Annotated in this window: 10 protein-coding genes; 4 read left to right on the top strand and 6 right to left on the bottom strand. The window is 49.5% G+C overall.

Going from position 1 to position 17,420, the window contains the following annotated elements; all coding sequences use genetic code 11:
* Positions 1-64: 64 nt before the first annotated feature.
* The gene (locus M3P05_RS06155; RefSeq protein WP_249698557.1) at positions 65-2,311 is read right to left on the bottom strand and encodes a hypothetical protein; all 2,247 of its coding nucleotides are present in this window, start codon (positions 2,309-2,311) and stop codon (positions 65-67) included.
* A 1,416-nt stretch (positions 2,312-3,727) separates the two neighbouring features.
* Here M3P05_RS06155 and M3P05_RS06150 point away from each other — a divergent pair.
* From M3P05_RS06150 to M3P05_RS06135, 4 genes are all read left to right on the top strand, one after another.
* Positions 3,728-5,212 (top strand): peptide MFS transporter, encoded by a 1,485-nt coding sequence (locus M3P05_RS06150; protein ID WP_249698556.1) that lies wholly within the window; start codon positions 3,728-3,730, stop codon positions 5,210-5,212.
* 279 nt (positions 5,213-5,491) lie between these two features.
* Positions 5,492-6,643 carry an iron-containing alcohol dehydrogenase gene (locus M3P05_RS06145; RefSeq protein WP_249698553.1) on the top strand — a complete coding sequence of 384 codons (1,152 nt, stop codon included), beginning with the start codon at positions 5,492-5,494 and terminating at the stop codon, positions 6,641-6,643.
* Positions 6,644-6,729: 86 nt separating this feature from the next.
* Positions 6,730-8,994, top strand: coding sequence for a hypothetical protein (locus tag M3P05_RS06140; protein WP_249698552.1), 2,265 nt, complete (start codon positions 6,730-6,732; stop codon positions 8,992-8,994).
* 166 nt (positions 8,995-9,160) lie between these two features.
* Entirely contained in the window at positions 9,161-10,918 is a 1,758-nt protein-coding gene (locus M3P05_RS06135; protein ID WP_249698550.1) for a hypothetical protein, read from the top strand.
* A 120-nt stretch (positions 10,919-11,038) separates the two neighbouring features.
* Here the strand turns inward: M3P05_RS06135 and grdB are convergent, their stop codons facing one another.
* From grdB to grdA, 5 genes are all read right to left on the bottom strand, one after another.
* Positions 11,039-12,331: a glycine reductase complex selenoprotein B gene (gene grdB, locus M3P05_RS06130; RefSeq protein WP_249698549.1), complete on the bottom strand. Its 1,293-nt coding sequence runs from the start codon at positions 12,329-12,331 to the stop codon at positions 11,039-11,041.
* A gap of 30 nt (positions 12,332-12,361) precedes the next feature.
* A complete protein-coding gene (locus M3P05_RS06125) occupies positions 12,362-13,654 on the bottom strand; it encodes a glycine/sarcosine/betaine reductase component B subunit (protein WP_249698548.1) in 1,293 nt (430 codons plus the stop codon).
* A 162-nt stretch (positions 13,655-13,816) separates the two neighbouring features.
* A complete protein-coding gene (grdD, locus tag M3P05_RS06120) occupies positions 13,817-14,995 on the bottom strand; it encodes a glycine/sarcosine/betaine reductase complex component C subunit alpha (protein ID WP_249698547.1) in 1,179 nt (392 codons plus the stop codon).
* Positions 14,996-15,011: 16 nt separating this feature from the next.
* On the bottom strand, positions 15,012-16,550 hold the full coding sequence (grdC, locus tag M3P05_RS06115; RefSeq protein ID WP_249698546.1) for a glycine/sarcosine/betaine reductase complex component C subunit beta: 1,539 nt from the start codon (positions 16,548-16,550) through the stop codon (positions 15,012-15,014).
* A 254-nt stretch (positions 16,551-16,804) separates the two neighbouring features.
* Complete coding sequence (grdA, locus tag M3P05_RS06110) at positions 16,805-17,254, bottom strand: glycine/sarcosine/betaine reductase complex selenoprotein A (RefSeq protein WP_249698545.1); 450 nt, start codon at positions 17,252-17,254, stop codon at positions 16,805-16,807.
* Between the last annotated feature and the right edge of the window lie 166 nt (positions 17,255-17,420).

Raw genomic sequence — 17,420 nt, 5'->3', positions numbered from 1 at the left:
GAAAGAAATAAAGGCCGCAGGCTTAAGCCTGCCGGCCTTTTCTATAAAAATTACGCAGTGTGGCCTAAAAAGCTGTATGAAAAGTCTGACTGACTGCTAGCGCTTGAAGAACTCTATGCTCCTGTTCTCTCCAACGATCCTTTTTCTCTCGTTTCATTCTTTCTGGATCAATAATTCTTGCACGCCAGAAAAGCTCCTTCCATTCACTTTCTTCTCTTCCAAGCAGCCTTAAACAGTGTGCACGTTGGCTCAAGGCAGGAGCAAAAGAGGGATATCTACTACATACAGATTCCGCTACCTGCAGCGCTTCCATACAGAGATTAAGGCCCTTTTGGTTTTTTCCCTCATCATAGAAGCAGAGAGCTGCCTGAAAATATCGAATGGAAAGGGCCAGCTGGATGTTTTTACTATGAATCTGGGAATTTTTATCTTCGCTGCTAATGGAATCCATTTTGTCGTCGAATGCCTGCCATTTTTTTTGCTCCCCTAAGCAGATGAGATAGGTCTCGCTAAATTCAGGTCTAGCTGGATAAGTTGATATGCAAGATTTGGCGAGCGCGTCAAAAGTATCGTACTTCCCCCTCTTCTGGAGCAACCGAACCCGGGTCATATCAATAGAGTGGTTGCCGCAGGGGGTGGTCCAGTCATTGGGACCCAGGCCTTCCCTGTGGCCCATGGCCATGGCCTGCAGCAGCTGTCCGGCGTCCCCGAAATTCCCCATATCCTCTTGCAACCGAGCCCGGGCCATATCAATAGAGTGGTGGCCACAGGGGGTGATCCAGTCAGCGCGGCCCAGGCCTTCCCTGTGGCCCATGGCCATGGCCTGCAGCAGCTGTCCGGCGTCCCCGAAATTCCCCATCTCCTCTTGCAACCGAACCCGGGTGATATCAATAGAGTGGTTGCCACAGGGGGTGGTCCAGTCATCGGGACCCAGGCCTTTCCTGTGGCCCAGCCCTTCCCAGTAGCCCATGGCCATGGCCTGCAGCAGCTGCCTGGCGTCCCCGAAATTCCCCATCTCCTCTTGCAACCGAGCCCGGGCCATATCAATAGAGTGGTGGCCACAGGGTGTGATCCAGTCATCGAGACCCAGGCCTTTCCTGTGGCCCAGCCCTTCCCTGTGGCCCAGCCCTTTCCAGTAGCCCATGGCCATGGCCTGCAGCAGCTGTCCGGCGTCCCCGGAATCTCCCCTCTTCTGGAGCAACCGAACCCGGGTCATATCAATAGAGTGGTGGCCACAGGGTGTGATCCAGTCAGCGCAGTCCAGGCCTTCCCTGTGGCCCATGGCCATGGCCTGCAGCAGCTGCCTGGCGTCCCCGAAATTCCCCATCGCCTCTTGCAACCGAGCCCGGCTCATATCAATAGAGTGGTGGCCACAGGGTGTGATCCAGTCAGCGCAGTCCAGGCCTTCCCTGTGGCCCATGGCCATGGCCTGCAGCAGCTGCCTGGCGTCCTCGAAATTCCCCATCGCCTCTTGCAACCGAACCCGGGTCATATCAATAGTGTGGTGGCCACAGGGGGTGGTCCAGTCATCGCAGTCCAGGCCTTCCCGATGGGTTATAGCCTGCAGCAGCTGCCTGGCGTCCCCGAAATTCCCCATCTCCTCTTGCAGCCGAGCCCGGGTCATATCAATAGTGTGGTGGCCACAGGGGGTGGTCCAGTCATCGGGACCCAGGCCTTCCCTGTGGCCCAAGCCTTGCCTGTGACCCAAGCCTTGCCAGTGGCCCATGGCCATGGCCTGCAGCAGCTGCCTGGCGTCCCCGAAATTCCCCATATCCTCTTGCAACCGAGCCCGGGCAAGATCAATAGAGTGGTGGCCACAGGGGGTGGTCCAGTCATCGGAACCCAGTCCTTCCCAGTGATCCATGGCCATGACCTGCATCAGTTGCCTGGCGTCCCCGAAATTCCCCATCTTCTGGAGCAACCGAGCTCGGGCAAGATCAATAGAGTGGTGGCCACAGGGGGTGGTCCAGTCAGCGCGGCCCAGGCCTTCCCTGTGGCCCAGGCCTTGCCAGTGGTCCATGGCCATGGCCTGCAGCAGCTGCCTGGCGTCCCCGAAATTCCCCATCTCCTCTTGCAACCGAGCCCGGGTGATATCAATAGTGTGGTGGCCACAGGGGGTAGCGCGGCCCAGGCCTTGCCAGTGGCCCAGGCCTTGCCAGTGGTCCATGGCCATGGCCTGCAGCAGTTTTTGTGCTGACAACCAATGACCAGATTCTCCAAAAACTCTGACAAGGGTCATGTCTAGATCGTTAACGCTGGAAAGAGTTTGACCACCAACAGCTCGACTGATCCTACGACTCTTGAGGTCCATCAATATTTGTTCAGCTTCTTTGTAATGTTGGCTTCCACCTTGCTCAAACAGTGAGCGTGCAAGACCAACTACTGCGGCCTCCTCATGCGGGTTACCCCCGAGAATGCTGCGAAATTTTTGTTCTGCTGTCTTTGGGTTTTTTTTTAATACAGCAAAGGCTTTGTTTGTTTTATTTTCATGCCTAAAAAACCTAGCAGGTGCAGGAGGTGGTTCTGCACCTGCCCTGGGAAAAAAGGGTTGTGCGTCTGGGTTTAAAGAAACAGATACTTGCTTTGATATTGCCACCTTTTGTTGCTGTTCTTGTTGCTGTTCTTGTTGCTGTTTGCGCCAAAAAGAATGCGGAGTAAAGGCAGGTGCCAATGGATTCAGTCGACTCTTGTTCATTTTTATTCTTTCCCATTCTAAATGCATTAGGTCTCGAGGTATCTTTGTAGAGCAGCCCTTTATTCATCATGATGATAAATACCTATGTACAAAGGAGTGATATCTTATGCAATAGATAGATATGATACTTCCGGAAGTAATAAGACAGCGGAAAGAACCGGATATTTTCAAAATGTCAATTCCTCTGCCTTAATGGTTAAAATAGTGTCAAGGCGTGACGTGTTAATCGCTTGCGCCACACACAAAACAACCATTATGTAGAGGCTTTGTCAGCATTCCTCCTAAAACCTACGTACCTGCAGCTACCAAAACACTGGTTGATTTTACGCACACAAAAACATAAGACAGTAAAAACACCTAAAAAAACAAGAGATAAACCATTGAAAAGATAGAATTACCATCTTGAGTCACCCCAAAAATGGGAAGGTTCGCAAAACTCAACTTAAAAAACGAAATTCAACAACCATCTCTGAAAGGTGCACAGTTAAGGCATATTCATACTCATCTTATAACCCTGCATCCAAAAAATGTGTGAATATTTACATCGTTCTACAATGATAGATACATTCAAACGCAACAAAAGCATCGAAAATTTACAAAAGAGGTATTACCTGCAATCGAAAAAAAATAAGGAATTTTCCACCCACAAAAAGGCTTACAGCATTCAAAGCTTCTTATAAATCCAGAAAAAAACAAAAACCGCCTAAAAAACAGCCAATATACACTGAAAAACACGATAAACTGCGCAAAAAATGATTGCCCCAAGTCAATGTTTCAAAGTGTAAATCCAAAGATTATACCTCCCTGATAATCGTGATGAATCTGTAAACAATCCGATAGAACTGACTTAGGTTTGCGAACCAAAAGTACAGCATGCCTGTTTGTTGCTGTTTTCGTTTTGTTTATGCAGAGATTAAACCAAAAGTTTATTAACGACATCGGATTCAGCGCTTCGATTCACTTACCAGTGGATTGGATTTAGCAGGGGTCGGTGTGATCAATCTTTCAGACTAATTCAACATTGGTACTTTTATGTGGAATAGACTTAATAAGTCCATGATGTTCTGCCAAATGATGTTTGGCTTATCATTCTATGGCGTAATGATTACCCTGACTCGCTTCTTCCTGGAAGAACTGAACTATAACGAAGCCGACACCATGATGATCGTTGGCGCGTTTTCCTCCATCGGTCCTCTGTTCGCTATTGCCGGCGGTTTCATCTGCGATAAGTTCCTGGGTTCCAAGCGCTCCCTGACTCTGGCTTACATCTGCTTCGCTTCCGGCTACGCTCTGCTGGCCTTCGGTGCTTCCATCACCAGCGTACCCATCTCTCTGTGTGGTATCGCTCTGGCGAGCTACTCCCGTGGTTTGATGTCTCCTTCCTACCCAAGTCTGTACAAGCGTACCTTCAAGACTCAGGAAGATTTCGAGAACTGCTTCCCAATCAACTACTCCGTTAACAACGTTGGCGCACTGCTGGGTCAGTACCTGTACCCAATGTTCGTACTGGTTATCGGCTTCAAGGGTGGCTTCGCTCTGTCCGCAACCATGGCGGGTCTGGCTGCTGCAACCCTGATCATCTTCCACAAGCCTCTGGTTGAGATCTGCGAAGATATCGACAAAGAGCCAGTAAGCTCCAAGAACATGGGCATCTTCCTGGCCCTGTCCGCTGCGATGCTGGGCATGGTGTTCTTCATGTTCTCCAACATGGAAATCGGTAAGTACATCGTATACGCCATCGGCGCTGCTGCAGTTCTGTACTTCATGTCTCTGATGGCCAAGGCCAAGAAGTCTGATGCTCTGAAGATGGGTACCATCCTGATCATGATGGTTCTGACCACTGCATTCTTCGTTTACTACGGTCAGATGATGACTTCCATGACCATGGTAACCATCAACACCATGCGTGGTGACCTGCTGGGCTTCATCCCTCTGGCTCCTGAAGCGTCCATGGCTATGAACCCACTGTGGTGCATCGTGGCTGGTCCAATCATCACTGCAGTCTTCTCCTCCCTGGAAAAGCGTGGCACTCACTTCACCACCGCTACCAAGGTTGCTTTCTCCTTCATCCTGACTGCTGCTGCCTTCGGCGTACTGACCATGGCTGTTAAGGGTGTTGGCGAAGACGTTACCATCAGCCCAGACGTATTCCTGGTAATCCACGCCTTCCTGGCCTTCGGCGAAGTTATCGTAGGCTCCCTGGTTGTGGCATTCATCCTGTCTGTGACTCCTAAGCACATCGAAGGTTTCTCCGTATCCCTGTTCTCCGTTGCCATGGCTCTGTCCGGCATCGTTGGTGCGGTAATCTCCGGCGCAATCGCCATGGAGAAAGGTCAGGAAATCACTCAGCAGTTCGTACAGGACGTGTACGGCGGCTACTTCGGCACCCTGACCATCGCTGCTGTCGTTATGGTTGTTGTTGCCCTGGGCGCATCTAAGATGATCTCCGGCATGATCGCCAAGGCTGACGCTCTGGAAGGCAAGACCTCCGAAGGTATGGCTCCTGCTGCTGCTTAATCTCTTATGAGATAAAGCCTTCAGTCTGAAAAAAGCCCCGGGCAACTCACGTTTCCCGGGGCTTTTTCTTATATCCACTCATTGCCCTGAGCATCTATCTTTGTGCACGATTTGCTAAGCAGGTTCCAATCTCAACTTTCCCTACTGTGTAACCTTGCCTTGATCATTCCTACCAAAACAAGGTTTTTACTCTTTTCTTCCTTTACCCTCTCCAACATCATCTCCGACCGTCATTAAGCCATCTATATTAACGGCACCTTTCACCAGAGAAAGACTGCCATGAGCGCTTATCGTTTCTATATGCCGGCCCTGAACCATATGGGTGCAGGCTGTCTGGATGAAGCTATATCCGATATCCGAATCCTTGGTCTAAAACAAGCTTTGATTGTGACCGACAAAGTTCTGACTGAGGCAGGAGTCGTAAGCAGTGTAACCGGAAAACTGGGAGTCGCCGGTATTGCCTGCACTGTTTATGACAAAACCCAGCCAAACCCGACAGTAAGAAATGTCGAAGACGGCCTGAAGAAACTGACGACAGCAGGCTGTGACTGTGTTATCTCTCTTGGCGGAGGTTCACCCCATGACTGCGCCAAGGGTATCGCGCTTGTGGCCAGCAACGGTGGTTCAATCAAGGATTATGAGGGTGTGGATAAATCAACCAAACCACAATTAACCCTGATCTGCATAAACACTACTGCCGGAACAGCCAGCGAAATCACCCGATTCTGTATCATTACCGATGAACTGCGTCATATAAAAATGGCTATCGTGGATAAAAACACGACACCGACTATGTCAGTCAACGACCCTTCCCTGATGCAGGTTATGCTGAAATCCCTGACCGCAGCAACCGGTATGGATGCACTTGCCTATGCCGTCGAAGCCTATGTATCAACTGCCGCAACACCAGTAACTGACGCCTGTGCATTGCAGGCTATTGAGCTGGTTTCCAGCTGGTTAAGAACAGCTGTGTACGACGGTAACAATATAGAAGCCCGCAACCAGATGGCTTATGGCCAGCTTCTGGCCGGAATGGCCTTTAACAGCGCCAGCCTGGGTTATGTACATGCCATGGCACACCAGCTCGGTGGCTTTTATGACCTTCCCCACGGGGTCTGCAATGCTATTCTTCTCCCCCATGTGGAAAGCTTCAATGCCAAGTGCTGCCCTGAAAAACTGGCCCGTGTCGCCGCTGCTATGGGAGTAGATATATCGGGTATTTCCAAACGGGAAGGGGCGGATCGTGCACTGGAAGAAATCCAGACTCTTGCATGGGATATTGGAATACCGGAAGGACTTGAAACAATGGGAGTCAAGAAGGAAGACTTCGGCAACCTGGCAGACAATGCCCTGAAAGATGCCTGCAGCCTGACCAACCCGATTCAGGCCACCAGAGAAGAGTTGGTTGATATTTTTGAGAGTGCTTTTTAGCTCAATTTCTTACGTGGAAACCCTCATCCGAATATTCAGACAAAGGCTTTCTCTTATGGCTTTCTGGCTGTTCCTTCAGGAATGACTTGATCCGACGGGAAGCCTTAAGCCTTCTTCGTTGTTTCTATGCGTTGCTCATTTTCCTGTCGGTGCTGGGCGTTAACGTCATCACGGGTATTCTGCTCGCGGTGCTGTTTCATCAGACGACTGACAGCTTTCTCCAGTTTCTTCTTTTTATCCCGAATTGTGAGTTCTGCTCCACTCTTTGCTGGTATTGGAAGGCATCTTGCGGATGGACATCATTCCCCGGGAATAAGCGAACAGAACAACCTTCAAGAGCATGGTGGGAAAACATAAACCCTAAACAAACTTACAAAATAATCCCCTCCGGCATCCACAGCACCACACATTTTTCACTGCATTTCGCTAATCTGCGTTTACAAAACCTGACTATACTCGCTTACGTTTCGCTACGACCTTTTGCATCTGAGGGGCCGCCGGTTATGACCATAAAGAAAATAATATTGTCGCTTTGCTTGTACTCCATGACAGCATCTTCTGGTGCTGGAGATCCCAAATCTCAGATGTCGCAGCTTCCTTTTTACTTATTACAGAATCACCTTCCGACCACTTCAAACGAGTACGTTATCAGCGGAGACGCTTTGCCTATAGCCAACAGAACACAAGCTCTGTCTCTTTATACAAAAAGCTGTCCGGTAGAAAAACCAGAAAGCTCTTCTTCTGCACACAATCCATCAGATTCTGCCGATAATCTCCCTCCTGCCACGCCAAAGAAAACCAACGAGAGCAATCCAGCAGAAAAGGCCGCAAAGGGTACCCCCTCTGGAGCAGGAGGAGGGCCTCCGGATGATCAGCAAAAACCAGAAGAACAGACCGAGACTGAATATCAAACCGTATGGAAGGATCAGGATTTAGAGAACACCGTTGTGTTTTCAATCAAAACAGAAAAATTTCGAAGGTGGGATCATTCATTTGCATCTCATACCACACCAGCTGCCAAGGTACATATTGACGGAAAACCCGTAATTTTTTATATCAATTGGGGATACGAACTAGAGAAGCCTGCCCCATTTCTGGTTGCGAAAGGAACGGACTGGGCTGACACTATACCCGAATATGAGCGTAACGGTGTTGTGTTCCATGAGTATCCATCTGAAACTATTAAACTTGCCAATCACCCTACTCATCTTTTCCCGTCCATTAATATAACTTTGGAGCCTGATGCCTTCGGCGCTTCGCCCATTGTTAAAGGTAGCTGGAGCCAAAACACCATCTGGAGCATCAAGGTCACTGATGACAACAACACCGAGCACCTCGCCCTCGAAACGATCACATTCCAGGATCAAGCCTATACAGAATACCGGGATGGGCATGCTATGGATGGGTGGAGGAATACTGAACTCATGATGCATATAAAAAGTTTGCACGATTCAGATGTAAGTGGTTTAACCCTTAGTTTTGACGATCTTCCACTATTCAGAAAATGTGCCTTTTGCGAACGAATAAGAACAAGACGCACAGAATTGGAAAATTTCTGGCAATCTCTGATATCTTTACTTGATCAGCCGAACTGCCCCGAAAACCTGCTGTTTAAAGTCACTATCCAGAAAAACCCAACAGGCCCTGACAAACTGGATATTACGACCAAAACTGAAATCGACACTTTTCCTGTCTACCTGAAGCATGCTATCAGGATGACAAAATTCCTTATTCTTGATAATGATTTCAGCTCACCTGATCGAATAACTCAATCTTGGGAGATTAACGGCGATAAGCTTCTCGAAGGCCAATATCTTTTGGCCAACCGTACCTATACCTGCCTGCCCATGCTGAAAGAGCTCCAGAAAAGCGATTGGATCAAAAAGTTTGGTTATAAAATGGGAGTTGCTGTTATCAATAAGGTTGGTGAAAGTGCAGTCTTATATTTTGAATCAAGCGTTTTAGATCAAGTCCCTCAGTGGGCGGTCAGTTCATATCTTGTTTTCCAACATATTGTAACAGGCCAGCTTGTGCTTTTTGACCCAGCCGTCAATGCTACTTTGCTTACAACTCGGCCTTCGGTCATAACTTTTTCTGAAGCATGGGAGCAGATTTATTCAACACTCAAAACAGAACATGAAGAACACACTAAAATATACTCATATCCGGGGTGTTTTATGCCTAAAATATCCATGCTCTACATTAATAACTACATTTATCCACAAGATGAAGGAATCGAACACTCACTTGAAGAGGCAACCGACCATCTATTCAATGCCATGTATGGCAAAAATATGAATCCTAAGCAAACCGGGGAGGCATGCGAAAATTCTCCCCCTCCTACAAAATAATCCCCCCTCCGGCATCCACAGCACCACACATTTTTCACTGCATTTCGCTAATCAGCGTTTACAAAACCTGACTACACTCGCTTACGTTTCGCTACGATCTTTTGCATTTGAGGGGCCGCCGATTATGACCATAAAGAAAATAATATTGTCGCTTTGCTTGTACTCCATGACAGCATCTTCTGGTGCTGGAGATCCTAAATCTCAGATGTCGCAGCTTCCTTTTTACTTATTACAGAATCACCTTCCGACCACTTCAAACGAGTACGTTATCAGCGGAGACGCTTTGCCTATAGCCAACAGAACACAAGCTCTGTCTCTTTATACAAAAAGCTGTCCGGTAGAAAAACCAGAAAGCTCTTCTTCTGCACACAATCCATCAGATTCTGCCGATAATCTCCCTCCTGCCACGCCAAAGAAAACCAACGAGAGCAATCCAGCAGAAAAGGCCGCAAAGGGTACCCCCTCTGGAGCAGGAGGAGGGCCTCCGGATGATCAGCAAAAACCAGAAGAACAGACCGAGACTGAATATCAAACCGTATGGAAGGATCAGGATTTAGAGAACACCGTTGTGTTTTCAATCAAAACAGACAAATTCCGAAAGTGGGATAAATCACATATTTCCCATATCACACCAGCTGCCGAAGTATGCATAAACGGAAAACCCGTTATGTTTTACATCAGGTGGGGATTCGCACGAGATCAACCGGCCCCATTTCTGGTTGCCAAAGGAACAGATTGGGCTGCCCCCGATGGTCATAGATACATTGTGATCGGCATGGATTCACAACCTTACTTCAAAATTGTTGATTATCCTGTTTATTCTTTCCCAACCATAAATATGACCTTAATACCTGATGCCGCCAGTGCTTCACCTGTTGTTGCAGGCAGCTGGAGCCAAAACACCATGTGGAGCGTCAAAGTCACTGATGGTAACAACACCGGGCTCCTCGCACTCGACCATATCGCATTTCAGGATCAAGCCTATACATGGTTATGGGATGGGCATGCCATGGATGGATGGGCAGTGACCGAGCTTAGAGAGCATGTGAAAAGTAATCACAATCCAGAAACAAGTGGCTTTTTCCTTACGTTTGACCAACTTCCAGTATTCAAAGACTGTGCTGTTTGTGAACGCATAAGAGCAAGAAACAGTGCACTTGAAACTTTCTGGGCCTCTCTGAACACTTTACTTGATCAACCGGGCTGCCCCGAAGATCTGCTATTCAAAGTCACCATCCAGAAAAACCTTATGGACTCTGACCAACTGGGGATTATGACTGAAACTGTCATCAGCTCTCATGCTGCCATCCTGAACGATATGATCAGCAAGACAAACTTCTCTATTTGTTATAATGAACCCCACTCATATGGTCAAATAACTGCAACCATAGAGATTGAAGGCGATAAACTTCTCAAGGGCGAATATTCTTTGCAAGAGAACTGTATCACTACCTGCCTGCCCTTACTGGAAAAACTTCAGATAAACAGCACCTTAAAAGGGTTGGGCTATAAAGCTGGAATCTCTGTCATTGCTCAACCTGGTGAAGATGCAGTCATTTATTTTGAACCAAGCGATATAACTAAAATTCCTTCTTTGGTGGCTAATTCGTATCTTGTTTTTCAACATTTTGGAACAGGCCAACTTTTGCTTTTTGATCCAACTGTCAATGCTACTTTGCGTACAACTCAACCTTCGGTCATGCCTTTTTCCAAAGCATGGGAACAGATTTACTCAACACTCAAAACAGTACATGAAAAGCACAATGGTGCCTACTCATTCTCAGTTGGGTCTCAGCCTCAAATATCCGCGTTATACATTAATAACTACATTTTTCAAAAAAATGAAGAAACAAAATACACTCTGGAAAAGGCTGCCGACCATCTCTTCAATTCCATGTATGGCAGAAACATGAATCCCAGATAAAATGAGGGACACACGCTTAATTGCCCCTCCTTACAAAATAAAACCCCTCCTGCATTCACAGGAAGGGTCTCGGGTTTGGAGGAGATAGTTTCAAGATCAGGCGGTTTTATACACCTTTCCCTAAAAAACTGTCTGCTCAGAGATGTCAGTCGTCAGGGTCTCCAGGGACTTAACAACCATCTCACGACGCATCAGTTTCTCTTCTTCCTGGCTCATCTTGGGGTTACCCAGAGGATGAGGAATCGCAACAGCAGGAACGATACGGTTCGCGCCAACAGTTACGGAGATGGGCACTACAGTCACAATGTGAACTACAGGCATTACTTTTTCGATTTCTTTAACGAGCGTTGCACCGCAACGCGTGCAAGTGCCTCAGGTGGAGGTCAGAATAGCTGCGGATACACCGGCATCCAGCAGTTTCTGAGCAATCTCAGCACCGAACTTCTTGGAGTTAGATACGGAAGTACCGTTACCAACAGTGGTGTAGAACATGTTATGCAGAGAACCGATAACACCTTCTTTTTCCAGGTCACGCAGAACGTCAACTGGCAGAACCACGTCAGAGTTCTCGTTACACTTAACGGGGTCGTAACCACCGTGTGCAGTTTCGTGAGAAGCTTCAGTCAGGTCATCGATACCTTCGATAGAGTACTCACCGTACTTCTGAGCGGAGGAGGATTCGATGTGATCTGGGTTACCCTTAGGTACAACACCACCGGAGGTTACCAGAGCAATCTTGGCATCCTTCAGAGAAGCCAGAGCCTTGAAAGGAGCAACACGGTCGAATACAGGCATGGGGTATTCGGTAGTGAACTCTTCACCGCCCAGCTTAGCGATCAGCATGTCAACAGCACGTGCTGCGCCACGCTTCTCGGCAAACATGTTGATACGCAGGTTGCGTGGCATGTAGCCTTCTTCAGCAGGCATGCCCAGCTTGCCGTCCTTCTCGATGAAGGAAGCGATCAGCTTAGCCATGTTAGGAATGGCTTTACGCATGTCAGCAGCGCTGTTCTTGGTTTCAACCATGTAAGCAGTCTGCTTGTACAGATCGTAACCTGGGTTTTCTGGGTACATACCAGTGATGCAAGGCAGGCCCAGCTCAGCAGCCAACTTACCAACGCGACCACAGGCAACACCGTAACGACCAGCGTTGAAAGCAGGACCAGCAACGATCAGATCAGGCTTAACCTGGTCAATGATCTCTTTAATGCCCATTACTGCTACTTCTTCGTTTTCGTTGAAGTAGGAGTCACCACAGATGATGGTGTGGGAAATTTCAGCTTTGCCAGCCAGTGCAGCGTTCAGAGCGCCACCAGGACCAACAGGACCTTCCACCAGTTCAATCGGGTGGTTAGCCGCTTCTTCACCGCCCTTCTGACCGAAGAACTGGTTGATGTAATGCAGAATACGCATGTTCGTATCTCCTAACTCCTTGGGAACGGCTTAGCCTTGACGTGCAGTCAGGTTGTGGAAACCAAGCTCGTTGGTAGCACCAGTGATAGCCTGGATCTCGATGCTGATAGAACCGTCGGCACGCAGGGAGCCTTCAGTACCACCGGCGATCATGTCAACGTAGGTATCGTGACCGATCAGACGCTCCATTGCTGGCAGCTCAACGATCATGTTCGCGTTACCGTTGGAGACAACAGCATCACCCTTAGGAGTGGAGTCAGCCAGAGACTGGGACTCACCCTGGTTACCCGCGTATTCGTCGGTTACCAGAACAGTCTTGATGCCAGCGCCTTCCAGCTTGTTGCAGTTCATTACCAGGTCAGCGTCTGGGTTACCGAAGCCTTCTTCGGAAACGATCGCTGCATCCCAGCCCTGCTGAACAGCCAGCTTGGCTACCCAGTTGGAGGAACGTTCTTTGTCAGCCAGAGTTACGTTTTCGTTGGTTACGATAACGCCCATGAAGTTGTACTTAGTACCGTGGTGCTTGTACAGTTCATGGATGATTGGGCTGTTCTGGTGAACCAGAGATGGGTTCTTGTCACAGGCGGATACGCAGTTACCGGAGAAGATTGCGCCGTCCATGACTTCTGTTGGGTACAGCAGAGTAGGAACGATGGCCTTCACGTCAACACCATACAGGTAGGTGTCGTGCAGCAGGCCCTGGGACTGCAGCATGTAAACGTAACCAACCTTGGGCAGGTCAGGGTACTGAGCAGCTTGCTCCAGGATAGGCAGAGTTTCGTAGGTGTTAACCTCGTCAGCTTCTGCGTCCTTGGCCAGCTTACCAACTTCACGTGCAGTTTCCAGACCAACGGTACGCAGGATCTGCTCGTGGTCGTACTGGTTGCAAGTGTCGTCTACTTCACAGGTGATAACCAGGTTCAGGGTCTTGGAGAACGGAGTGTACTCCGCGCCAGTACCAGACATGTCGATGATGCCTTCCTGGAAGCCAACTACCTTACCGGTAGTCATAACAGTCATACCCTTCAGGACGTGAGTGCGGCCTTCACCTACGATGTCGTTTTCACCAGCGTTACGGCCTGGGAAGATGTGACCCTTACCAGAAACCTTAACACGAGGCTCAACAACGTCTTTAACCGGCATGATGCGGGTCTTTTCGCCTGGCAGGGCGATGTCCAGCTTCACTTCGGTGATACGATGATCGATTTCGCGGATAAAATTGATTAAGGTGCCCTTGTCGATTTCGACACGGTGTCCACTGAGAGTGCTTTCGTTGCCGAAGGCAAGCTCCTCGACGTGGATATTTCCAACTTCGAGTTTCACGGATTTTACTCCAGATCGTGTAATAAGCTGCGGACTCCTTTGCAACCCAACCAGAGCGAGAAATCCACAGCGAGTTATAAAAAAGCAGGACGCTTTTTTATGGCAAAGACTCTTTGCCAGCTCCTGAATTCACTGTAGGAGCCAGCAAAAGAGAAGAGACAATTAGATGAAGCCTGCTTCCTTAAGCGCTTCAGCTGCCTTGTCTTTGTCGGCAGCGGCAATCATTACGATCGGGCCGGTGCAACCCATGCCGGTCTTGGCGAAGATGCCAGCTTTCCAGCAGGCTTCTTTAGCGTCTTCGATATCCAGGATATCTACACCACCAATTTCAGCGTCGGTCACAGTTTCAGCTGGAGCTGTTACTGCTTCCTTGGGCTTACTGTCAGTCTTAGGTGCCAGACCAGCAAGAATTTCATCCAGACCAGCCTTCTTCGCAGCTGCCAGCTCTTCTTTAAAGCGGGCAATCACGTCACCGCGGGCACAGTCCGCGATCAGCTGCAGGGCACCAGCAACAACAGGTGCACCAGAGGCGCGGGAAATAATGCCAACCAGACGTTCCTGACCTTCACCCAGACCTGGGCCGTAGCCCTGACCGAGGGCTTCATAGCTGCCACCGGTGGTGTAGGAGGAGAAGACTTTCATCATCAGGTTACCGGTCAGAGAGTCGGTAACCAGAACATCGGGAACACCCTGCAGCAGGTCATTACCACGCATCAGTGCGCCACCATCTGCACGGGCAGATTCGGTGAAGCGAACCTTGTAGCCACCTTCGATCAGCTGGCGCAGAGAGCGCTCAACCTGGGCAGCATTGTCAACGTTCAGAACGCCAACAGTTGGTTCTTCGATGCCAGTGGCACGAGCCATGGCGATACCGGAGATAGCGTTCTTCACCATGGCAGCAGGACGCAGAGTGTCTGCAGTACCAGTGGTGGTCGCGATAATCATCTCGCGGCCCTTGGCAGGAGTAATCACCTTACCAACGGTGCTCACACCCAGAGGGAAGCCGTAGTGCATGGCAACACAGCCATCCAGCTCACCGGAGTCGAGCATCTGTTCCATCAGCAGATGGCCGTCGTGCATGTCCTTAACGGTATGCAGTTCGAAGGGTGCTTCTTCCTGATTTTCATAAGACATGTCGCCGATCAGTACAGGCTCCAGCTTACCGGAACGTGCTGCCAGCTGAGCTGCGTAGATCAGCTCGTCAGTGCCGTGCTCGCTACCGATCAGAGTCAGACCTATGCGGACGGGGCGCTTGAAGCTACCACCGAGCAAGCCATCGGACATATCGGTAAAGGCTTCCGCCAGTGCCTGATTTAAAGGCGAAGAGTTCAATTCAGACATCGTGTCTGCCCCCGTCTTATTCTTCAGATTCGGTCAGACGGGCTGCAACGTCTTGCATGGCCTTAGCCACCAGACGACGCGCTTCGTCTTTATCGAAGCCAGCACTCTCACCATGACCACCCTGAACACCTGGGTTCTTCTCAACAACAGTAGAGATACCGTCGAACAGGTTGGTCATACGACCCAGGAACAGGGAACCCTTACCAACAACCATGAAGCTGTTGATTTCGCCGTTCATGATCGCGTCACGACCATGACCCAGGTAAGGAACACCGGATGGGATGTGCCCCTGAGTCAGAGCGAAGCCCTGCATACCGTGCTTCTTAACGAAGTCCATCAGCTGAGCACGCTCCAGCTGGCCTTCTTTAACGGCCAGAGCAGCGATCATCTTGTAGTTCGCTTCAGGCACGTCACCGGCACCGGCAGGCTTGGTGATTTCCGGGTTCTGCATTTCTACGGAGTAGCGGCAGATCTCAGGGATAGTGCGACCAACAGCCTTCAGAGGCTCGGATACCAGAGCAGAGGTAACAGCCTGAGGAGAGGAACCAGCACCAACATTTAGACGACCGATGATGTCAGTGTTAACAATTGGGCTAACACCGTCGTTTTCGGAGATCAGGAATGCGAAACCAGCCAGGGAGTCTTCCAGGACAGGCATGTCCTTGGCCAGGTGCTCACGGGAGTTCATGCCCAGCTTGGCAACAGCGCCACCGGCCACAACCAGAACGTTCTTGAACGCGCCGCCTTTAACCAGGGCTGCAGCGTGAATCAGGGAGTGAGCAGGAGCTGCACAGAAACCACGCAGGTCGGAACCTGTCGCGGATACACAGCCGATCATCTCACCGATCGCCTTAGCGAAGTTACCACCACCACGCTGGTTGATGTCACCACAGGCTTCTTCGGAACATTCGATGATGTAGTCAACCTCAGACAGGTCAACACCCTGAGCTTCCAGGCACAGAGCAGCGTGAACGCCGGTGGCCTTTACAGTCAGGTTTTCGAGCATGATGTGCGCAGACAGGTTCTCATCTTCGTCGTGAGCCTGCTTAACGATACCAACCAGCTCGCCGTTCATGTTCAGAGGCTCAGCTTTGTGCTCTTCCAGCATGGCGTGCATGTTGGCTGCAGCCATACCCTTGGAAGCGTCCAGAGTGTAGCGCTTCAGCAGAGGGTGAGCAGCCAGAGCAGGGTTAGCCTGTTCAATGAACTCAGGAGTCAGTGCAACCAGATCGAAGGCATCAGCCGCTTTCAGCAGAGCGTAGAACTCAACCTGAGGCATGATGTCGCCGTAACGACCGGTACGCTCGGCAGCAGCAGCATCCTTGTACCAAGGCTGAGCGATTTCACCCAGTTGTTCAGGAGTGATGTTACCAATGTAGCACTGGTTGGGTGGGTAATTTACCAGCTCATCAAAAGAACGCAGACCTTTTTTAAGAGCATCGAAATACTCTTGGTCATTACGCGCCTTGGCGGTAGTTGGTGTAGAACCGAAAGGAATAAAATCGGGGGTATGTGCAAGTGTATAACTTGCTGCTTTCACTACTGCAAAACTCACGTCATCGACTCCGTGATTTAATGCTGTTCAAAGATTGTTTTGGGACAATACCCTGACTTGAAATCCCAAGAATTCTTGTTCCCAGGATACTGTCTAAAAACAACCAGCCTTGAAGAATCAACAATCAATATCAGTAATGATGGGATGGAGCCCGTCACCGAGCTCCAAAGAATCAGGCTGCGGTAATTGAGGTAAAAGCAGAATAGACCACTTTCAAATCAGCCGCCGCAGGACTGACTCCTAATCACATTCGATTAAGCTCGGAACTGAGCCATCTCTTCAGCGATTTCCTCAACAGGAAGTACCATTTCCATCATGCCTACTTGTTCTTCGTAGACAGCGGAATCAACTACTTCTTTAACTGCTTCTTCGGTGATGTGGTAGACGGAGAGTCCCAACTGGACTCCGGCTAACGGACCGGCAAAAGTCGGATCACCTGCAGTTACAGTTTCAGCAGCCAGGCCGGAAGCTTCGGCCTCAGCGCCACCGAGAACAACCACTACGTTCTCGTTACCGTGAGTTTCTGCAAGTTCTTTGATCCGCTTCTGGTTTTCCAGGTCCATTGCGCCTGCAGAAGTTCAAACGAAGCATTCTGTAACGGAGAAGACAACGTCAGCACCAGCGGTCTTAACACATTCTTCAATGGCAGGACCAGGTACGCCGTCGCGATCGCCCAGAATGACAACTTTCTTGTCTTTCAACATGGCTATGGCTCTTAGCGAGTCAATATCTGACAGCTAAATCAATAACTGCCCCCTAGAAATTTTCTGATTCTTCCGGAATCAATAATCACCGAATCCTTCCAGTGATAATCTGACCCACCCAAAAGTGGGTCAAAATTCATTACACTGCTTTTTAAAAGCGGAAGTT

Origin of the sequence: Parendozoicomonas callyspongiae, from assembly GCF_023502345.1 — a bacterium.
GTDB lineage: Bacteria > Pseudomonadota > Gammaproteobacteria > Pseudomonadales > Endozoicomonadaceae > Sansalvadorimonas > Sansalvadorimonas callyspongiae.
This window is presented reverse-complemented; position numbering and strand designations above follow the sequence as displayed.